Origin of the sequence: Streptomyces sp. NPDC006879 (assembly GCF_042869595.1) — a bacterium.
Taxonomy (GTDB): domain Bacteria; phylum Actinomycetota; class Actinomycetes; order Streptomycetales; family Streptomycetaceae; genus Streptomyces.
This window is the reverse complement of record NZ_JBIAGC010000029.1, coordinates 1-16,014: the sequence shown is the minus strand read 5'-3', so window position 1 is coordinate 16,014 and position 16,014 is coordinate 1. Positions and strand designations below refer to the sequence as shown.

Sequence of the window (16,014 nt, the reverse complement as noted above, 5' to 3'; positions counted from 1 at the left end):
GGCCTGCCCTCAGCCCTTGCGGGTCTCGCGCAGGTGGCGGGCGACCGGGCTCAGCGAAGCCTGGAGGTCGGCCAGCGCGGGTCCGTCGAGCAGGTCGATGAAGTGCCGGCGCACAGAGGCCACGTGGTGCGGAGCGACCTTGCGCATGGTCTCCATGCCCTCTTCGGTGAGTACGGCGAACAGGCCGCGCCGGTCGGACTCGCAGTTGACCCGACGCACCAACCCGGCGTTCTCCATCCGGGTGATCTGGTGGGACAGCCGGCTCTTGGACTGGAGCGTGGCCGCGGCGAGGTCGCTCATGCGCATCCGCAGCTCCTCCGACTCCGAGAGGTTGACCAGGATCTCGTAGTCGTTGTTGGTCAGTCCGAAGGGCTGGAGGTCCTTTTCCAACTGGTGCATCAGCAGTCTGCTGACGTCCAGGTGGGTGCGCCACGCGATCTGCTCGGTGTCGCTCAGCCAGCGGGTGGCGGTGTCAGTCTCCATACAAGGACTCTACCTAAGAAGTTGAATTGCGTATAAAAAGTGCGGGGTGCATATGCGTATGCATCACCCTCCGCAGATTAACGGTCACAGGCCGAAACGGCGCTGGAGATCCCCGAGTTGGCCGGGAAGGCGCGGTGCGCCGCCCGCTCCATACTGCCCCCCGGCACCAGGTCCGTGCCCCCCGTGTCCAGCACCTGGAACGCCTGGCTCCGCGCCGATCTGCCCCACCGGCTGCTCTGCCATCAGCGTTTCCGTTGACTGGAGCAGCACCGTCCCGGCCCCGACGAACTCGAACTGGTGTTCCTCGCCCGAGGCGCCACCCAGTCCGGTCAGCTGCCGCAACCCGCCCAGGACCCCCGACATATAGCCATGATCGTAATGGTGGCAGGGGGAGGGGCAGTCGGCCCAACCCACCAGCGCCTGCGGATCCACCCGCAGCGGGGGCTCCATGAAGACCACCGGCCCGTTGGAGGCGGCGACGAACTTTCCGGTCCCGATGAGCGTGAGGAATCCCGGCACGATCGACTGTTTCAGGGCGAGCGAGGGCTGGTAGGCCAGCAGGTTCCCGGCGCGGATCGTCAGGTTCCCCTCGTCCAGGTCGTAGGAGTTCACGTCGAAGGCGCGGTCCGCGAGCAGCATCTTGCCCTGCCCCTCGGCGACCACCCAGTCACTGGCGTGCAACGGGGAGTGGAAGCTGGTGCGCAGCAGTCGGTCGAACCGGCCGTTGCCGATCCCGTTGAAGTCGATGCGCCCGTAGTAGGCGATCATCTTGCCCTTCTGTAGGAACCACTGGCTCCCTTTGAGCTCCACGCAGAAGGTGTACGAATTGACGTTGTCGTCCGAAGGCAGGCTGTACGGGTCGAAGACCGTCGGGGCCCCCGGGCCGAGGACGGGGGCCGGGCCGAATCCTGGGCCGTGGTTCACAGCTTCTCCTCCGAGGCCTGTACGTAGACGGCTCCCTGGCCCGAGAGCTCCAACTGGAACGCCTCGCCCGAACCGCGTCCCACCATGTCGCGCCAGCCGAGCGCGGTGGACAGCTTGTTGCGCACCTCGCCGTGATGGGCGACGTACGCCTGCGGGTCCACGTGGACCGGCCGCTGCGGTGAGATCGGCAGCTCGATCACCCCGCCGTGGGCCATCACCGCCACCGAGCCGTGGCCCTTCAGGGTCGTGGTGAACAGGCCCTGGCCGGTGACCTGGCCGCGCACCATGCCCATCACGCCACCCTGCGAACCCATGAACATGGTCCCCTGCTGGAGGGTGCCGTCGAAGGCCAGCAGCCGGTCGGCCTCCACGTAGAGGGTGTCGCCCGCGAGCTGGATCACCTGGATGTGGTGACCGCCGTGCCCGAACATCACCGTCCCGCTGCCTTCCACGGACATCAGCGGAGTCTGCTCGTTGGTCACCCGCCGGCCGATCATCCCCATGACGCCCCCCTGCCCGCCGGAGATGTCCGGGGTGAAGGAGACCTCGCCGCGGTAGGCGAGCATGGCGCCGCGCTGGCTGTACAGCTTCTGACCGGGCACCACCTGGGCCTCGACCATCTTCGAGTTGATCTCACGGAACGGCACTACACGTCCCCCCCGATGGTGTTGCGCTCACTCGGCTGGACGTACACGAGCCCCTCGCCCTCGAAACGGATCTGGAAGGCCTCGCCGGAACCCTCGCCCATCAGGGTGCGGAAGTTCACACCCGACTGGAAGTGCTGCTGGAGGTTCCCGGTGTGCGCGATGTAGGCGCCCGGGTCCACCGAGAGCGGGTACTGGGCGCTCACCCGCAGCACCACGGCCGGGCCGTCCGACATGATCGCGGCCTGCCCGTTGCCCTCCACGGTGGTGGTGAACAGGCCGTTGCCCGTCGCTCCGCCGCGCAGGCCGGTGAAGGTGGTGCCGGTGCGCAGCCCACCGTCCGTGCACAGCAGGTTGCTGGACTCGACGTAGAGCTTGTCCCCGTGGAGGTTGACCAGGTTGATCTCGCTCGCCCGGTCGGCGAAGAAACAGGTGCCGTTGCCGCGCACCTCCATCATCGTCATCTGTTCGCCGGTCAGGCGGCGGGTCACCATCCCCCGGATGCCCTCACCGCCGCCGGTCATCTTCTTGAAGGCCATCTGCCCGTCGTACGCGACCATGGAGCCGTTCTTCGCTTTGACGGCGTCCCCGGTCAGGTCGACGGCCAGCACCTTGCTGCCTTGGAGTCGGAACTGAGCCACGGGCAAGACGGTATAGGCCCCGCGTGCACCCGAACAGGGCCTCGCCGCCGATAACCCCACGGTCTGCGTCACACCGGCCGACCCCGAGCCAAGATCAGGCAAACCGACTGCCACAATGGACCGGACCGCCACCCCCTGACGAAGGCCCGATCCGTGGACATCAAGACCGCCACCGCCGTCCGCCGCCTGCGACTGGTCTCCGCCGTCGAGGCCGTCTCCTTCTTGCTGCTGCTGGCCTGCTCGGTCCTCAAGCGCACCACCGAGTTCAACGGAGTCCCGGTCATGGGAGCCGTCCACGGAATCCTCGTCGTGCTCTTCGTGGTCTTCCTCGCGGACGCCTGGAACCGCACCCGCTGGGCCGTCAAGCGCCCGCTGGTCGTCTTCGTGCTCTCGCTGATCCCCTTCGGCGGGTTCTTCGCCGAGAAGTTGCTGCGCGCCGAAGAGCAGCAGCACGTGGCCGCCGCCCACGCCGCGGCCCGTGAACAGAGCGCGGCCACCGCCTGACCTGCTCGCCGCCCTCGCGAACGCCGGTGCTCGCCAGGGCACCGGGCGCATGGCGGAACCTGTCCGTCAGGCACGCAGGGCGGCGTCGAGCTCGCGCATGATCGCGCCGACCGGTCCGCCACCGGGAGGGGCGGCAGGCAGCCGGCCGAGGACCGCCCTGACCGAGGGCGGCGCCTGCTGACTCGCCCACGCCAGGGTTCCCGCCGTGACGGGCCGGTCCGCTGCGGCAGCCAGCTCCTCCGCCCGCGCCGCGTGCGCCGCCGCGCCGAGGACGTGCCTGACCTGATGGGCACTTGCCAGCGGGTGCAGGTACGCGGCGGCGGCTGCGTGGCTCGCCGCCCGCGCCGCGTCGACCGCGGCGGGCGAAGAGGCCGCCCGCGCCGCCCGGTAGGCCGCCCAGGCGCTCTGGCGCAGGGCGGAGTCGCGACGGCCACCGCCGGCGTAGCGCCGCGCTGCCTCCACGGCCTCGCGCGGGCGCGCGTCACCGGGGCAGCTGCCTTCGAAGACCGGCAGGACCCGACCTGCGCATGCGGCGGCGTAGCCGGTGATCTCCCGGAGTTCGTGTTGGCTCAGCTCGATCCGCGGCTCAGTGGGCACGGTCTCATCCTGCCGTAGGTCCTCGCCCGCGGTACCGGCCCCCGCACCCGACGTTGACCGCAGCCTCGCAGGGCCGTTCGGCTGCCTCATCCGGTTCCCTCGCCCGTGGCCAGGGCGAGCCCCAGCGGGGTGCGCTCGTACAGCACCTGGTGCCCGTACCGGCCTGAGACCAGCAGGCCAGCCCCGCGCAGAGCGGACAGGTGGGCGGAGACGGAGGACGGCGCGAGGCGCAGGCGCCTGGCCAGGGTCGTCGTGGAGGCTGGCTCGTCGAGGGCCAGCAGGACCTCGGCCCGGGCGCGCCCCAGCAGCCGTGCCAGCGCCTGCGGGGTGTGCGGGCCCTCCGTGTTCCACAAGCCGCCGATGCCGCGCGCCGGGTAGACCACGGTGGGCTGCCAGGGAGGGTCGAAGCCGCCGATCACCTCGGGCCAGGCGAAGGCGCTGGGCATCAGCACCAGCCCCTGACCGCCGAGTTCCCTTTCGTGCTCGCCGTCCCGGTGGAGGGTCAAGGTTCCCTCCCGCCAGCTCAGCCGCGGGTGCAGGCCGCCGAAGAGCCCTTCCAACCCGCCGTCCGCCAGGCGGCGGGCGTGGAAGGCCACGTCCGCTTCCAGCAGGGTCCGTAGCCGTGGCCACTGCGGGGCGACCAACAACTGCCACACCTGCTCGGTCAGGTCGGCGAGTTCGCGTACCGCCCGGGCCGGGTCCTCCAGCAGGGCCCGTCCGGTGGCCGATGTGGTGGCGCCGGGGGTGTCGGCGAGCGAGCGGGCGATATCGCGCCGGGCCTGCTGCGCGTCGGTGGCGCGGACGGCGGCCAGTTCCTCCTCGAAGGTCGAGGCGGTCCCGGTCGGCGGGCGCCCCAGGAAGTCCGGGGTGTAGCCGCGCAGCGGCATGAGCAGCAGGAGCGGCCCGAGGTCGAGGCCCTCAAGGGCCCCGCGGCTGTGGCGCAGCCAGGGCAGGTGGTAGGCGTGGCGCTCGGGGCGGGCCAGGGTCCGCACTGCCTCGTGTGCCTCCCACAGCGGGGAGATGGCGAACCGACAGCGCAACAGGTCCTCGGCCCCGAAGTGCAGGTGGAACGGCATGCGGTGCGCCCTTCGCGGCAGGATTCGGACCAGCCCGAAAGCCTAGTGGGGCCAGGGGCCCGGGCGGCACGCTCTGCCGCATGCTGAAGCCCGCTGCACCGTCGGATACCGCGCCCTGTTCGTCGTTCTGCGTCGTGCCGGAGGCGCTGATGGCCCCTACGTGGACCGGATCGGTGCGGGCACCACCACCCTCGGGCTCCTGGTGCGCGCGATGCCGTTGGGGACGGTACTCAGCACCGGGCTGATGACGTTTCAGGGGGCCGGGATGGCGCTGGCCGGGGTGGTGGCGGAGTTCTTCGCACTGACGGCTACGGTGACGGCGGCCGGCGTTGTGGGCACCTTGTGCGTGCTCGCCCTGCTGCGGGAGGTGCGCCTCAGCGGGGAGCGGGGACCGAAAGGCGAGACAGAGCTGACCGTCATATGACTGGCCGGTATGGTCGAGCCCGTGCCCAAACCGCTCAGCCTCTCCTTCGACCCGATCTCCCGCGCCGACGAACTCTGGCAGCAGCGGTGGGGGCCGGTGCCCTCGATGGCCGCGATCACTTCGATCATGCGGGCCCAGCAGATCCTGCTCGGCGAGGTGGACGCGGTGGTCAAGCCGTACGGCCTGACCTTCGCCCGCTACGAGGCGCTGGTCCTGCTCACCTTCTCGAAGGCCGGCGAGCTGCCCATGTCGAAGATCGGCGAGCGGTTGATGGTGCACCCCACGTCCGTGACGAACACCGTGGACCGACTGGTGAGGTCCGGCCTGGTCGCCAAGCGCCCGAACCCCAACGACGGGCGGGGCACCTTGGCGTCGATCACCGACAAGGGGCGTGAGGTGGTGGAAGCGGCCACCCGCGACCTGATGGCGGTGAACTTCGGGCTCGGCGCCTACGACGACGAGGAGTGTGGGGAGATCTTCGCCATGTTGCGCCCCTTGCGGGTGGCAGCGGGGGACTTCGAGGAGAGGTAGCGAACCGCAGCTCACCGCCGGTGCGGGCGCCGGGCCGCGGGCCTTGTGCGGTCGCACACCCCGGTCAGGGGCGCCGCCGTGCTGCGGTTAGGCTCGGCGCCATGAAGTCGAATGTTCTGACCCGGTACCGGGTGATGGCGTACGCCACGGCGGTCTGGCTGCTCGTGTTCACCGCCGCGATCATCGCGAAGTACGGGTTCAAGGCCGGCGACACCATGTTGATCTCGCAGATCCACGGCGTCCTCTTCATCATCTACGTGATCTTCGCCTTCGACCTGGGTTCCAAGGCCCGGTGGCCGCTGGGCAAGCTCGCCTGGGTGCTGGCGGCCGGCTGCATTCCCTTCGCTTCCTTCTTCGTGGAGCCGAAGGTCACCCGCGAGGCCCGGGCGCTTCTCGCTGACGGCGTCACCGCGCCCGCGAAGGCCTGAGTCCTGCTGGTCCGACCCCCGGGGATGCAACGGGTGTGCAACCTCCGGGGGTTTCCCATCGACATTTACTAGGACGTCCTAGTAAATTTGAAGCATGGAAGCTGATGCCATCGAGGAGGGTCGCCAACGCTGGCAGGCCCGTTACGACAAGGCCCGCAAGCGGGACGCCGACTTCACCACGCTCTCCGGCGACCCGGTGGACCCGGTCTACGGGCCGCGGCCGGGCGACACCTACGAGGGCTTCGAGCGGATCGGGTGGCCGGGCGAGTACCCCTACACCCGGGGGCTGCACGCCACCGGCTACCGCGGCCGGACCTGGACCATCCGTCAGTTCGCCGGCTTCGGTAACGCGGAGCAGACCAACGAGCGCTACAAGATGATCCTGGCCGCCGGCGGTGGCGGCCTCTCCGTGGCCTTCGACATGCCGACCTTGATGGGGCGGGACTCCGACGAACCTCGGGCCCTCGGCGAGGTCGGTCACTGCGGGGTCGCCATCGACTCCGCCGCCGACATGGAGATCCTCTTCAAGGACATCCCGCTCGGGGACGTCACCACCTCCATGACGATCAGCGGACCGGCCGTCCCCGCCTTCTGCATGTACCTGGTCGCCGCCGAGCGTCAGGGTGTCGATCCCGCGGTGCTCAACGGCACCCTCCAGACCGACATCTTCAAGGAGTACATCGCGCAGAAGGAGTGGCTCTTCGAACCGGAGCCGCACCTGCGCCTCATCGGCGACCTGATGGAGTACTGCGCCCAGGGCATCCCGGCGTACAAGCCGCTCTCCGTCTCCGGATACCACATCCGTGAGGCCGGCGCGACGGCCGCGCAGGAGCTCGCCTACACCCTCGCCGACGGGTTCGGCTACGTGGAGCTCGGCCTGTCCCGCGGCCTGGACGTGGACGTGTTCGCGCCCGGGTTGTCCTTCTTCTTCGACGCCCACCTCGACTTCTTCGAGGAGATCGCCAAGTTCCGGGCGGCCCGTCGGATCTGGGCCCGCTGGATGAAGGAGGTGTACGGCGCCAAGACGGACAAGGCGCAGTGGCTGCGCTTCCACACCCAGACCGCGGGTGTCTCACTGACCGCCCAGCAGCCGTACAACAACGTGGTGCGCACCGCCGTGGAGGCCCTCGCGGCCGTGCTCGGCGGCACCAACTCGCTGCACACCAACGCCCTCGACGAGACCCTCGCGCTGCCCAGTGAGCAGGCCGCCGAGATCGCCCTGCGCACCCAGCAGGTACTGATGGAGGAGACGGGCGTGGCCACGGTGGCCGACCCGTTGGGCGGTTCCTGGTACGTGGAGCAGCTGACCGACCGGATCGAGGCCGATGCCGAGCGGATCTTCGACCAGATCAAGGAGCGGGGTCTGCGGGCCCATCCTGACGGCAGGCATCCGATCGGGCCCATCACCTCCGGCATCCTGCGCGGGATCGAGGACGGCTGGTTCACGGGCGAGATCGCCGAATCGGCCTTCCAGTACCAGCGCTCCCTGGAGAAGGGGGACAAGCGGGTCGTCGGCGTCAACGTCCACCACGGTTCGGTCACCGGTGACCTTGAGATCCTGCGGGTCAGTCACGAGGTGGAGCGGGAGCAGGTCCGGGTCCTCGGCGAGCGCAAAGACCGCCGTGAGGAGGCCCGGGTGGAGTCCGCGCTGGAGGCGATGTTGGCTGCCGCACGGAACGGCACCAATATGATTCCGGCCATGTTGGACGCGGTGCGCGCGGAGGCCACGCTCGGTGAGATCTGCGGCGTCCTGCGCGAGGAGTGGGGCACCTACACGGAGCCGCCGGGCTTTTGACCAGCGGTGGAGTGCGCGGCCGTCGGATGGTTCACCTTCCGGCGGCCCGGCTCTCTGCGCCCGGAGAGGGGCGTCGTTCCGGTCAGCCCGGGGTGGTTCCCCGAAGGCCGTGCACCAGCAGGGCGGTGAAGGTGGCCGTCCACAGCTCGTCCACCGGTTCCGCGCTGACCAGTGCACGGTGCACCACGGTGCCCGCGATCACGTCGAAGATGAGGTCGGTGGCCCGTCCGGCGAGCTCCGCATCCTCCTCGTCGGGCAACTCGCCACGCTCCTGGGCTCGTTGACGTCCCAGTAGGACGAGGTGCTTTTGCCGGTCCACGATGGCCGAGCGGATCCTCTCGCGCAGCGCCTCGTCCCTGGTCGACTCGGCGACCACGGCCATGAGCGCGGTCTTGGCCTCGGGGCGTTCGAGCAGTGCGGCGAACTGGAGTACCACGCCTTCGATATCGGCTTCCAGGCTGCCGCGGTCGGGGAGTTTCAGTTCGTCGAAGAGCTCCGCCACCGCATCGACGACCAGCTCGTTCTTGCCCGCCCAGCGTCGGTAGAGGGTGGTCTTGGCGACCCCGGCGCGCGATGAGACGTCCCCCATGGTCAGTTTCGACCAGCCCAGTTCGACCAGAGCCTCGCGCGTGGCCGCGAGGATGGCCCGGTCCGCCGCGGCGTTGCGGGGGCGCCCGGTCCGACCGGACTTGGTGGTTCGGGAGCACATGCCGGTGAACCATACCCGTCAGTAGCAGAAGTGCTGTGGCCCAAATCACCGGAGGTTGGGAGGCCCCGGTGGCGCGTCGGCGGCTTCCAAGAGTTACGCTACGGCTCGTAGCGTAAGAGCGACAGCCACTGGCATCAGGTGGGGACCCGGTGCCGAAGCCTTGGGATCTTCGTCGAGCCGGGAACCGTTCGACCGTGGGAGCGGCTCATTAGGCACATGGACTTTTCGTCCGTGTGCCCACCAGGGGGGAGGATAGGCGTATGCAGCCCAGAAACATGTCCATGAGCGGCGTCGTCGACCTCGCCGCGGTGAAGGCGGCCGGCGAGGCCAAGGCGAAGGCCGAGGCCGCGCGCGCGGAAACCGCCCGCCAGGGCGATGGAGGCGCCGTGTCGCCCTCCGCCCTCGTCATCGATGTCACCGAGGCGTCCTTCGAGCAGGACGTCCTCCAGCGGTCCGCCGAAGTCCCGGTCGTCCTCGACTTCTGGGCCGAGTGGTGCGAGCCGTGCAAGCAGCTCAGCCCCCTGCTGGAGCGGCTCGCCGTGGAGGCGAACGGCCGCTTCGTCCTGGCCAAGATCGATGTCGACGCCAACCAGATGTTGATGCAGCAGTTCGGCATCCAGGGGATCCCCGCGGTCTTCGCGGTCGTGGCCGGCCAGGCCCTGCCCCTGTTCCAGGGTGCGGTGCCCGAGCAGCAGATCCGCGAGACCCTCGCCCAGCTGGTGCAGGTGGCCGAGGAGCGTTTCGGGCTGACCGGCATCGCCGTGGACGCTGAGGCGTCCGCCGGACCGCTGGAATCCGAGGGTGCCGCGGGGGCTCCCGCCGGCCCGTACGACGCCCTGCTGGAAGCCGCGGTGGACGCGCTGGACGCGGGCGACCTCGGTGGCGCGGTCCAGGCCTACAAGAACGTGCTCGCCGACGACCCGGGTAACAGCGAGGCCCGGCTGGGCCTTGCGCAGGCCGAACTCCTCCAGCGGGTGGCCGAAATGGACCCGCAGGCGGTGCGTCAGGCGGCGGCCGAGGACCCCGCCGACGTTCAGGCGCAGATCGCGGCGGCGGACCTGGACCTGGCCGGTGGCCACGTGCAGGACTCCTTCGGTCGACTGGTGGAGACCGTGCGCCGGACGGCGGGTGAGGAGCGGGAGACGGTCCGACTGCGTCTGCTCCAGCTCTTCGAGGTCATCGGCGGCGACGACCCTCGGGTGACGCAGGCGCGGACGGCGCTGGCCCGGGTGTTGTTCTGAGGTCGCGCCCGAAACTTCTCGGGACACCGACGATTTGTTGACAAGATGACTGACAGCGGCTGCGCTTTGCCAAATCTTGGCAATCGCGGCCGCTGTTACTCGCAGTAAACCGAACTCCGTGTTCTGACCGGATTTCTAGCTGATCCTCCCCCTTCGCTTCACTCCTCGGCGCCACCCAGCGCGACCGCCCCTCGCCAGTGAATCGCATCCCGGTTATCGGGCCGTTACTAGCCAGTAACGACACCTCTTGTGCCCCGGCCCCGAATGCACCACGATCGGCCACGCTCGGTCCATTCCGGAGCCCCTCACCCAAGCGGGGCACGGATCCATGGGTCCCCACCGAGCCGGCCGGCGGCTGTGTTGCCGGCCGTGGACAGGGGGGTCTCTGCCACCGGCAGGGCCTGTCCACCCCGGTTACGCGGCGTGCGTGACCAGTGGTTGTCGCTCGGGGGTGATCGTCGGTGCTCCGCACGCGGTTCCCGCTTGCTCGGAGGCAGGCGCTCCTTCCCGAGGACGTAGCACTTCTCCCATCCCAGGACGGGCTCGTACCCGGACCGGAGATGTACGTCCGAGAAGGAGGAACAACATGAATTCCCAGGTTCGTGGCGGGACGAGATGGAAGCGCTTCGCGCTCGTCATGGTGCCCAGCATCGCGGCGACCGCGGCAGTGGGCGTCGGTCTGGCCCAGGGCGCCCTGGCGGCGTCCTTCAGCGTCTCCGGCCAGGACTTCAAGGTCCGAGCCGACAAGCTCGTCGGTGAGAACCTCATCCAGTACGGCGGTCTGGCCGAGGGGCACGACCTCAAGGGCAACAAGACCCTCAACCCGGTGACGGTGTCCGGCTTCTCCAAGGCCACCATCACCAACATGTGCCAGTCCGTCGTGACGCCGGAAGTGCCCATCTTCGGGAACATCACGCTGAAGCTGAAGACGGGCTACAAGAAGGACCGCCCGGCGGTCGCGACCAACATCTACCTCGATGTGGCCGACCTCGACGCCGACGCCTACTTCGAGAACCTGGACATCGGTGTCGCCGCCGGCGACAAGTCCCAGAAGACGCCGATCCAGCCCGGCACCAAGGCCAACCCGTACGGCTTCTCGCAGCGCGCCGACGTGGCCGTGCTGGAGAACGTCAAGCAGCGGGCGTGGGCGACCACGGCCGGCACGTTCAAGCTCAACGACCTGAGCCTGCGGCTCATCAAGGGCGTCGACGAGTGCTACTAGTGCCGCGGGCGGGCAGCGTCCGTAGCGTCGTGGCGCCCGGCACGCCGGAGGCCGCGCACCGGACGCTGCTCCTCGACGGGCGGACACCGCCCGCCGCAGCACTGGGCACCTGACCGGGAGGGCGGGCGGCACCTGCCGTCCGCCCGCTCGGAGCACCTCTTCTCCGTACCACCGTTTCCAGGGAGCTGTTTCCATGAACGCCGAGACCACGGGTTCCCGCGGATTCACCGACCTCAGGTTCCGTTTCCGCGTCTGGCGCGGCGAACGGCCTTTCTGGGCAGGGTTCTTCACTTTGCTCGGCGGCGTTCCGATCGCCTACTTCCCCTACGCCAGCCTCCAACTGGGAAACATGACCCTGGCCATGTCGACCACGGCAGGCGCGGGCTCCCTGATCATCGGCGTGCTCCTCGTCACGCTCGGCCTGACGCTCTGGTTCCAGCAGGCCGTACGGGTCTTCGCGGGCGTCGCGTCGATCCTGCTGGCCCTGGTGTCACTACCGGTCTCCAACGTCGGTGGCTTCCTGATGGGCTTCCTCTGCGCTCTCGTCGGCGGCGGTCTCGCCCTGTCCTGGGCGCCGGGAGAACCGGTGGAGGAGGCGGGCGAGGAGGCGGCCCCCGAAGGAGCCCACGAGGTAGCCGCTGCGGCGGACGGGGAGCAGTACGAGGCGGCGGGCCGGCACGAGGACGTGCCGCACCAGACCGCGACCGAGACGACTGCCCACGCCAATGGCGGGAGGAACAGTGCGGGGTGACCAGACGCAGTCGGCCGACGGGCCGGGTGCAGAGTCCCGTGAGCGCAAGGGGCCGCGCCACGCGGCCCCCAGGAAGTCGCTGCTGACGAAGCTTCAGATACCGGCCGGCAAGGCCATGGCCTTGGCCGCGATGCCCGGTGCCGTCCTCGTCGGGATGGGTGTGGCCCCACGCCTGGCTCTGGCGGACGAGAAGGACATCCCCTTCGCCCCGGGGCCCTGCGTGACGCGTTCGGACGAGCCGGTGGAGCCGGAGGAGCGCACCGAGCCGTCAGCGAAGCCGGAACCCTCCAAGTCCGCCAAGCCCAAGACCCGCAAGGCGACTTCGAAGCCGGAACCGAAGGAGACCGAGCGCCCGCAGCCCGACGTTTCCCCGGACGCCCGCAGCAACGAGGAGCCTCCCACCGCGGACTCCGTGGACGAGGCCGCGCAGGACTCGGCGGACGGGTCCACCACCCGCGCCGGCGACCGGACCGCGGTGGGCGACCTGCTCGACCCGGTGGATCCGAGCGGTACCGTCCAGCGCCTCGCCGACGGGGTGGGCGGGGCCGCGCAGGCCGTGCTCACCGCGACCCTCCCGAGCGAGGAGGAGATCCGCAAGGCCGCCCGAGACGCGGGGGTCGCAGTCGAGGACCTGCCCGAAGAGGTCAAGAAGACCGAGACCACGCCAAAGAACGAGACCGGCGAAAAGCGGGCCGGGGAGGCCGACGAAGCCCAGGACTCGCAGGAGCCCGAGGGTTCGAAGAAGTCCACCTCCGAGAAGTCCACCTCCGAGAAGTCCACCTCCGAGAAGTCCACCTCCGAGAAGTCCGGCGCCGAGCAGAACGAGGCGCAGGACGACAAGGCGCAGGACGACAAGGCCGAGAAGGTCGCGAAGAAGAAGGCTGCCGAGGAGGACGAGGAGGCGAAGTCCCCAGACGCCAAGAAGGAGAAGGACGGCAAGGAGCCGTTCCCCTGCCCCACCCACGACGCCAAGGCGCTCGCCGAAGCCGAACTGGAACCCGGCGCCCCGCTGCTCCCGGACGAGCCCTGGCACCTCGACAGCTCGCTGCTGACCCTCTACGGACTGGACTACCACGGCATCGTCGAAGTCAAGACCGGAAGCGGGAAGATCAAGAAGGTGCTGAAGTTCACCGCCTCCTCGGTGGACATCAAGGACCTCTACCAGAAGGTCGAGGGGGGCGGCAGGACCGCGCACCTCAAGGCCCGTTCCGGCTCCACCTCCACGATTCGCGGCGGCACGGTGACGATGTACACCGAGGAGCTCAAGGGCAACCTGTTCGGTCTGATCCCGGTGACCTTCAGCCCCCAGACGCCACCGCCACTGAACGTGCCCTTCGCGTTCTTCACCCATGCCAAGGTCACCCAGGCAGGTCAGTTCGGCGGCAACCTGACCGTCCCGGGTCTGAAGAACTGGATCGCCTGAGGGCGCTCCCGTAGCCCGCGGTCGATCAGCGCGCGGCGTCGGACGCGTACGTCACATGTCGCAGGGGCATCCCCGTGCCGGGCGTTTTCGGGCGATCCGACCCTTGCGGCGAGGTGCCGTACCCGCCCTCGTGCGCCCGCCAGGCCGCAGCCGCTTCGGCCCGCCCACAGGCGGACCCCGGGCGGCATACCGACCCGGTGAACAACCGGACGCGTACTTCCGCGCCGGACCCATGTACCGGACCGTCTGGCCCGCTCCCCGCGACACCCGCGACGGGCGGGCCAGACGGCTGGCCGGGGGAACACCTGGCCCCCAATCGGTTGACTGTGCCCCCGACGCTCCGAAGTGGTCATCCCACGATTCACCGGGACGTGCCTAGATTCTGGGCACCGATCGACGACTCTTGGAGCCCCCATGCCCCAGACGCATCGCCTGCCTCGCAGAACGGCCTCCGCCTTCGCCTTCGCCGCGCTCGCCGCCGCCGCGCTCGCCGCCGCCCCCGCCCAGGCCGCCGACTCTCTTCCCTCCCACCAGTGCACCCTCAACGGTGTGACGGTGGAACAGGGCGCTTCCGTGCTGGGCACCCCGGCCGACGACATCATCCTGTGCGAGAACGACTTCAAGAACGCGGTGCTCGACGGCCGCGGCGGAAACGACCACATCCGCGTCAAGGGCATGATCATCGACGCCCAGGTCCGTGGTGGGGACGGCGACGACACCATTCAGGTCAACAACCTCGTCCCGGACAAGGACGACGTTCAGGTGCGCGGCGGCGACGGCGACGACACGATCATCACCGGCACGGTCTGGGGCGTCGGGGCGCACGGCGCGGAAGTCCACGGGGACATGGGCGACGACCAGATCACCACCGGCAGCGTCTTCGGCCAGCCTGGCCCCTTCCAGCGCGGTGGCGGCCAGGTCTTCGGCAACGACGGCGCCGACTACATCGTCACCAAGCGGGTGGACTTCGGCGGCCGGGTCATCGGCGGCAGTGAGAACGACACCATCGAGATGACCTCGCTCGGCGAGGAGTCCTCCGGCATCGTCCAGGGCGGTCCGGGCGCCGACACCATTCGCGGTGTCGGTGGCGCCACCCTGGTCATCGGCCCCGGCTACGGGCAGGTGGACGGCAACCTGGGGAAGAACACCTGCAAGGTCAGGCACTTCTCGACCGGAGACCGGGTGCGCAGCACCCTCGCGAACTGCGATGAGCCGGCCGCCGAACCGGCCGCCTCCGAGAACGAAGCCGTCGAATCGGCGCCGGGCGACACCTCGGCGCACAAGAAGCCGTAGGTCACTCGCCTCCTGGCGCACCATCGACGAGGGGCTGCCCCGCACCGACCGTGCCGGGTAGCCCCTCGCGGCGCCGGCGGTCTGCCCGTACGACCGCCCCGGTGGCAGCCGTCAGGCGGGGAGCACCAGATCAGTCGGGTCGGTGTTCGCCCCGCACAGCACCACCGCCACCTTCTCCCCGTCGGACGGCGCATATCGCCCCGAGGCGATGGCGGCCAGCGCGGTGGCGGCGGCATGCTCCACTGCCAACCGGCCCTCATCCCAAAGCAACTGACGTGCCTTCACGATCTCCGCGTCGGTCACCAGCACCGCCTCGGTATGGCCGGCCCCGGCCGCCGCCAACGCGAGCGGTGTGACCCGCCGGGCGCCGAGCGCGTCCGCGGCCACCGAGTCCACCGTGACGTCGACCGGCTCGCCCTTCACCAGTGCGGCACCGAACGCCCGACAGTGCTCCGGTTCCACGGCCACGGTACGCAACCCGTGTTGACGGGCCGCCGTGGCGACTCCGGCGAACAGCCCGCCGCCTCCGACCGAGACCACGATCGTGTCCAGCCCGGGGACCCGAGCCAGGACCTCCTCGACCACGGTGCCCGCCCCGGCGGCGATCAGCGGATGGTCATAGGCGTGCGAGGCCAGCGCCCCGGTCCGGGCGGCGAAGTCCTGGCAGGCGGCCAGAGCGTCGGCGTACTGCTCGCCCACGAGTTGGACCTGCGCGCCGTAGGAACGCAGCCGGGCCACCTTGACCGTGGGCGCCGTCCGCGGGAGGAAGACGGTGGCGCGCACGCCCTGCCCGCGCGCGGCCCAGGCGCACGCCAGACCGGCGTTCCCACCCGAGGCGATGGTGACCCCGGCCTCCGGCAGGGTCCCCGACTCCCGGTGGGCCGCGAGGAAGTTGTACGCCCCGCGGGCCTTGAACGAGCCGGTGTGCTGCATGAACTCCAGGGCGTACCAGAGTCCGCCCGTCGGCAGACCGGCCGCGGGGGCCACGGTGGCGGGCCGGACCCGCCCCGCGATCCGCTCGCCGGCCTGCTTCACGTCCTCGTACGTCAACTGCGTGGAAGGCGCCATGGCCCAAAGCTATGCGGACTTGTGGGCTTCTGGGAAACAGCTCCCCTTTGCGGGTGGTGCAGCTTGCTGCCTTGCCCACCTACCACCGCCCGCCCACACACCGGCTGCGCGTCGTCACCACACCCGCGACCTCCCAGAGTGCCGGCGGACGACCGCGAACCCTCACTAGACGAGTCATTCCGAATGCTGACGGTGCGTTTGGGAACGCAGACAGGGCGTCCAAGATCGATCTGTGACGAATGACCTGGACGCCCTGCTCA

The 16,014-nt window shown here is 69.7% G+C and carries 18 protein-coding genes; 10 read left to right on the top strand and 8 right to left on the bottom strand.

All coding sequences use genetic code 11. The annotated features are described in order from the left end of the window. Nucleotides 1-9 precede the first annotated feature (9 nt). From ACFYMC_RS20605 to ACFYMC_RS20590, 4 genes are all read right to left on the bottom strand, one after another. A complete protein-coding gene (locus ACFYMC_RS20605; RefSeq protein ID WP_388527191.1) occupies nucleotides 10-483 on the bottom strand; it encodes a MarR family winged helix-turn-helix transcriptional regulator in 474 nt (157 codons plus the stop codon). An 84-nt stretch (nucleotides 484-567) separates the two neighbouring features. Beyond that, nucleotides 568-1,407, bottom strand: coding sequence for an AIM24 family protein (locus ACFYMC_RS20600; RefSeq protein WP_388527188.1), 840 nt, complete (start codon nucleotides 1,405-1,407; stop codon nucleotides 568-570). Next, entirely contained in the window at nucleotides 1,404-2,054 is a 651-nt protein-coding gene (locus ACFYMC_RS20595; RefSeq protein WP_388527185.1) for an AIM24 family protein, read from the bottom strand. Before ACFYMC_RS20595 ends, ACFYMC_RS20600 begins: the two co-directional genes overlap by 4 nt. Then, nucleotides 2,054-2,692, bottom strand: coding sequence for an AIM24 family protein (locus ACFYMC_RS20590; protein ID WP_388527182.1), 639 nt, complete (start codon nucleotides 2,690-2,692; stop codon nucleotides 2,054-2,056). Before ACFYMC_RS20590 ends, ACFYMC_RS20595 begins: the two co-directional genes overlap by 1 nt. Before the next feature lie 153 nt (nucleotides 2,693-2,845). Here ACFYMC_RS20590 and ACFYMC_RS20585 point away from each other — a divergent pair, with 153 nt between their 5' ends. Beyond that, nucleotides 2,846-3,196, top strand: coding sequence for a DUF3817 domain-containing protein (locus ACFYMC_RS20585; protein ID WP_388527180.1), 351 nt, complete (start codon nucleotides 2,846-2,848; stop codon nucleotides 3,194-3,196). A 66-nt stretch (nucleotides 3,197-3,262) separates the two neighbouring features. Here the strand turns inward: ACFYMC_RS20585 and ACFYMC_RS20580 are convergent, their stop codons facing one another. Together ACFYMC_RS20580 and ACFYMC_RS20575 are read right to left on the bottom strand one after the other, a co-directional pair. After that, a complete protein-coding gene (locus tag ACFYMC_RS20580) occupies nucleotides 3,263-3,793 on the bottom strand; it encodes a putative immunity protein (RefSeq protein WP_388527177.1) in 531 nt (176 codons plus the stop codon). 86 nt (nucleotides 3,794-3,879) lie between these two features. Further along, complete coding sequence (locus ACFYMC_RS20575; RefSeq protein ID WP_388527174.1) at nucleotides 3,880-4,869, bottom strand: DUF5937 family protein; 990 nt, start codon at nucleotides 4,867-4,869, stop codon at nucleotides 3,880-3,882. Between the two features lie 160 nt (nucleotides 4,870-5,029). On the opposite strand from ACFYMC_RS20575, the gene ACFYMC_RS20570 reads away from it, so the two are divergent. The 4 genes from ACFYMC_RS20570 to ACFYMC_RS20555 all read left to right on the top strand — a co-directional run bounded on the left by ACFYMC_RS20570 (nucleotide 5,030) and on the right by ACFYMC_RS20555 (nucleotide 8,047). After that, nucleotides 5,030-5,293, top strand: coding sequence for a hypothetical protein (locus ACFYMC_RS20570; RefSeq protein ID WP_388527171.1), 264 nt, complete (start codon nucleotides 5,030-5,032; stop codon nucleotides 5,291-5,293). 21 nt (nucleotides 5,294-5,314) lie between these two features. Continuing rightward, entirely contained in the window at nucleotides 5,315-5,824 is a 510-nt protein-coding gene (locus tag ACFYMC_RS20565; protein ID WP_388527168.1) for a MarR family winged helix-turn-helix transcriptional regulator, read from the top strand. Between the two features lie 101 nt (nucleotides 5,825-5,925). Beyond that, complete coding sequence (locus ACFYMC_RS20560; RefSeq protein ID WP_388527165.1) at nucleotides 5,926-6,252, top strand: DUF3817 domain-containing protein; 327 nt, start codon at nucleotides 5,926-5,928, stop codon at nucleotides 6,250-6,252. 94 nt (nucleotides 6,253-6,346) lie between these two features. Next, nucleotides 6,347-8,047, top strand: a complete 1,701-nt coding sequence (locus ACFYMC_RS20555; RefSeq protein WP_388527162.1) for a methylmalonyl-CoA mutase — start codon at nucleotides 6,347-6,349, stop codon at nucleotides 8,045-8,047. 82 nt (nucleotides 8,048-8,129) lie between these two features. Here the strand turns inward: ACFYMC_RS20555 and ACFYMC_RS20550 are convergent, their stop codons facing one another. Then, complete coding sequence (locus tag ACFYMC_RS20550; RefSeq protein ID WP_388527159.1) at nucleotides 8,130-8,756, bottom strand: TetR/AcrR family transcriptional regulator; 627 nt, start codon at nucleotides 8,754-8,756, stop codon at nucleotides 8,130-8,132. Nucleotides 8,757-9,016: 260 nt separating this feature from the next. On the opposite strand from ACFYMC_RS20550, the gene ACFYMC_RS20545 reads away from it, so the two are divergent. The 5 genes from ACFYMC_RS20545 to ACFYMC_RS20525 all read left to right on the top strand — a co-directional run bounded on the left by ACFYMC_RS20545 (nucleotide 9,017) and on the right by ACFYMC_RS20525 (nucleotide 14,686). Next, nucleotides 9,017-9,997 (top strand): tetratricopeptide repeat protein, encoded by a 981-nt coding sequence (locus tag ACFYMC_RS20545; protein ID WP_388527156.1) that lies wholly within the window; start codon nucleotides 9,017-9,019, stop codon nucleotides 9,995-9,997. 586 nt (nucleotides 9,998-10,583) lie between these two features. Then, a complete protein-coding gene (locus tag ACFYMC_RS20540) occupies nucleotides 10,584-11,219 on the top strand; it encodes a DUF6230 family protein (RefSeq protein WP_388527153.1) in 636 nt (211 codons plus the stop codon). Nucleotides 11,220-11,412: 193 nt separating this feature from the next. Further along, the gene (locus ACFYMC_RS20535) at nucleotides 11,413-11,970 is read left to right on the top strand and encodes a DUF6114 domain-containing protein (RefSeq protein WP_388527150.1); all 558 of its coding nucleotides are present in this window, start codon (nucleotides 11,413-11,415) and stop codon (nucleotides 11,968-11,970) included. Then, entirely contained in the window at nucleotides 11,960-13,393 is a 1,434-nt protein-coding gene (locus ACFYMC_RS20530) for a hypothetical protein (protein ID WP_388527148.1), read from the top strand. Before ACFYMC_RS20535 ends, ACFYMC_RS20530 begins: the two co-directional genes overlap by 11 nt. A gap of 414 nt (nucleotides 13,394-13,807) precedes the next feature. Continuing rightward, nucleotides 13,808-14,686, top strand: a complete 879-nt coding sequence (locus ACFYMC_RS20525) for a hypothetical protein (protein WP_388527145.1) — start codon at nucleotides 13,808-13,810, stop codon at nucleotides 14,684-14,686. Between the two features lie 111 nt (nucleotides 14,687-14,797). Here ACFYMC_RS20525 and ACFYMC_RS20520 read toward each other — a convergent pair whose 3' ends face one another. Beyond that, nucleotides 14,798-15,754 (bottom strand): threonine/serine dehydratase, encoded by a 957-nt coding sequence (locus ACFYMC_RS20520; RefSeq protein WP_388527142.1) that lies wholly within the window; start codon nucleotides 15,752-15,754, stop codon nucleotides 14,798-14,800. Nucleotides 15,755-16,014: the final 260 nt, after the last annotated feature.

Excerpts from the sequence above, each read along its gene's own strand:
- ACFYMC_RS20560 (WP_388527165.1), top strand. The coding sequence starts at position 5,926 with ATGAAGTCGAATGTTCTGACCCGGTACCGGGTGATGGCGTACGCCACG.
- ACFYMC_RS20520 (WP_388527142.1), bottom strand. The coding sequence starts at position 15,754 with ATGGCGCCTTCCACGCAGTTGACGTACGAGGACGTGAAGCAGGCCGGC.
- ACFYMC_RS20525 (WP_388527145.1), top strand. The coding sequence starts at position 13,808 with ATGCCCCAGACGCATCGCCTGCCTCGCAGAACGGCCTCCGCCTTCGCC.
- ACFYMC_RS20605 (WP_388527191.1), bottom strand. The coding sequence starts at position 483 with ATGGAGACTGACACCGCCACCCGCTGGCTGAGCGACACCGAGCAGATC.
- ACFYMC_RS20540 (WP_388527153.1), top strand. The coding sequence starts at position 10,584 with ATGAATTCCCAGGTTCGTGGCGGGACGAGATGGAAGCGCTTCGCGCTC.
- ACFYMC_RS20535 (WP_388527150.1), top strand. The coding sequence starts at position 11,413 with ATGAACGCCGAGACCACGGGTTCCCGCGGATTCACCGACCTCAGGTTC.
- ACFYMC_RS20555 (WP_388527162.1), top strand. The coding sequence starts at position 6,347 with ATGGAAGCTGATGCCATCGAGGAGGGTCGCCAACGCTGGCAGGCCCGT.
- ACFYMC_RS20545 (WP_388527156.1), top strand. The coding sequence starts at position 9,017 with ATGCAGCCCAGAAACATGTCCATGAGCGGCGTCGTCGACCTCGCCGCG.
- ACFYMC_RS20575 (WP_388527174.1), bottom strand. The coding sequence starts at position 4,869 with ATGCCGTTCCACCTGCACTTCGGGGCCGAGGACCTGTTGCGCTGTCGG.
- ACFYMC_RS20550 (WP_388527159.1), bottom strand. The coding sequence starts at position 8,756 with ATGTGCTCCCGAACCACCAAGTCCGGTCGGACCGGGCGCCCCCGCAAC.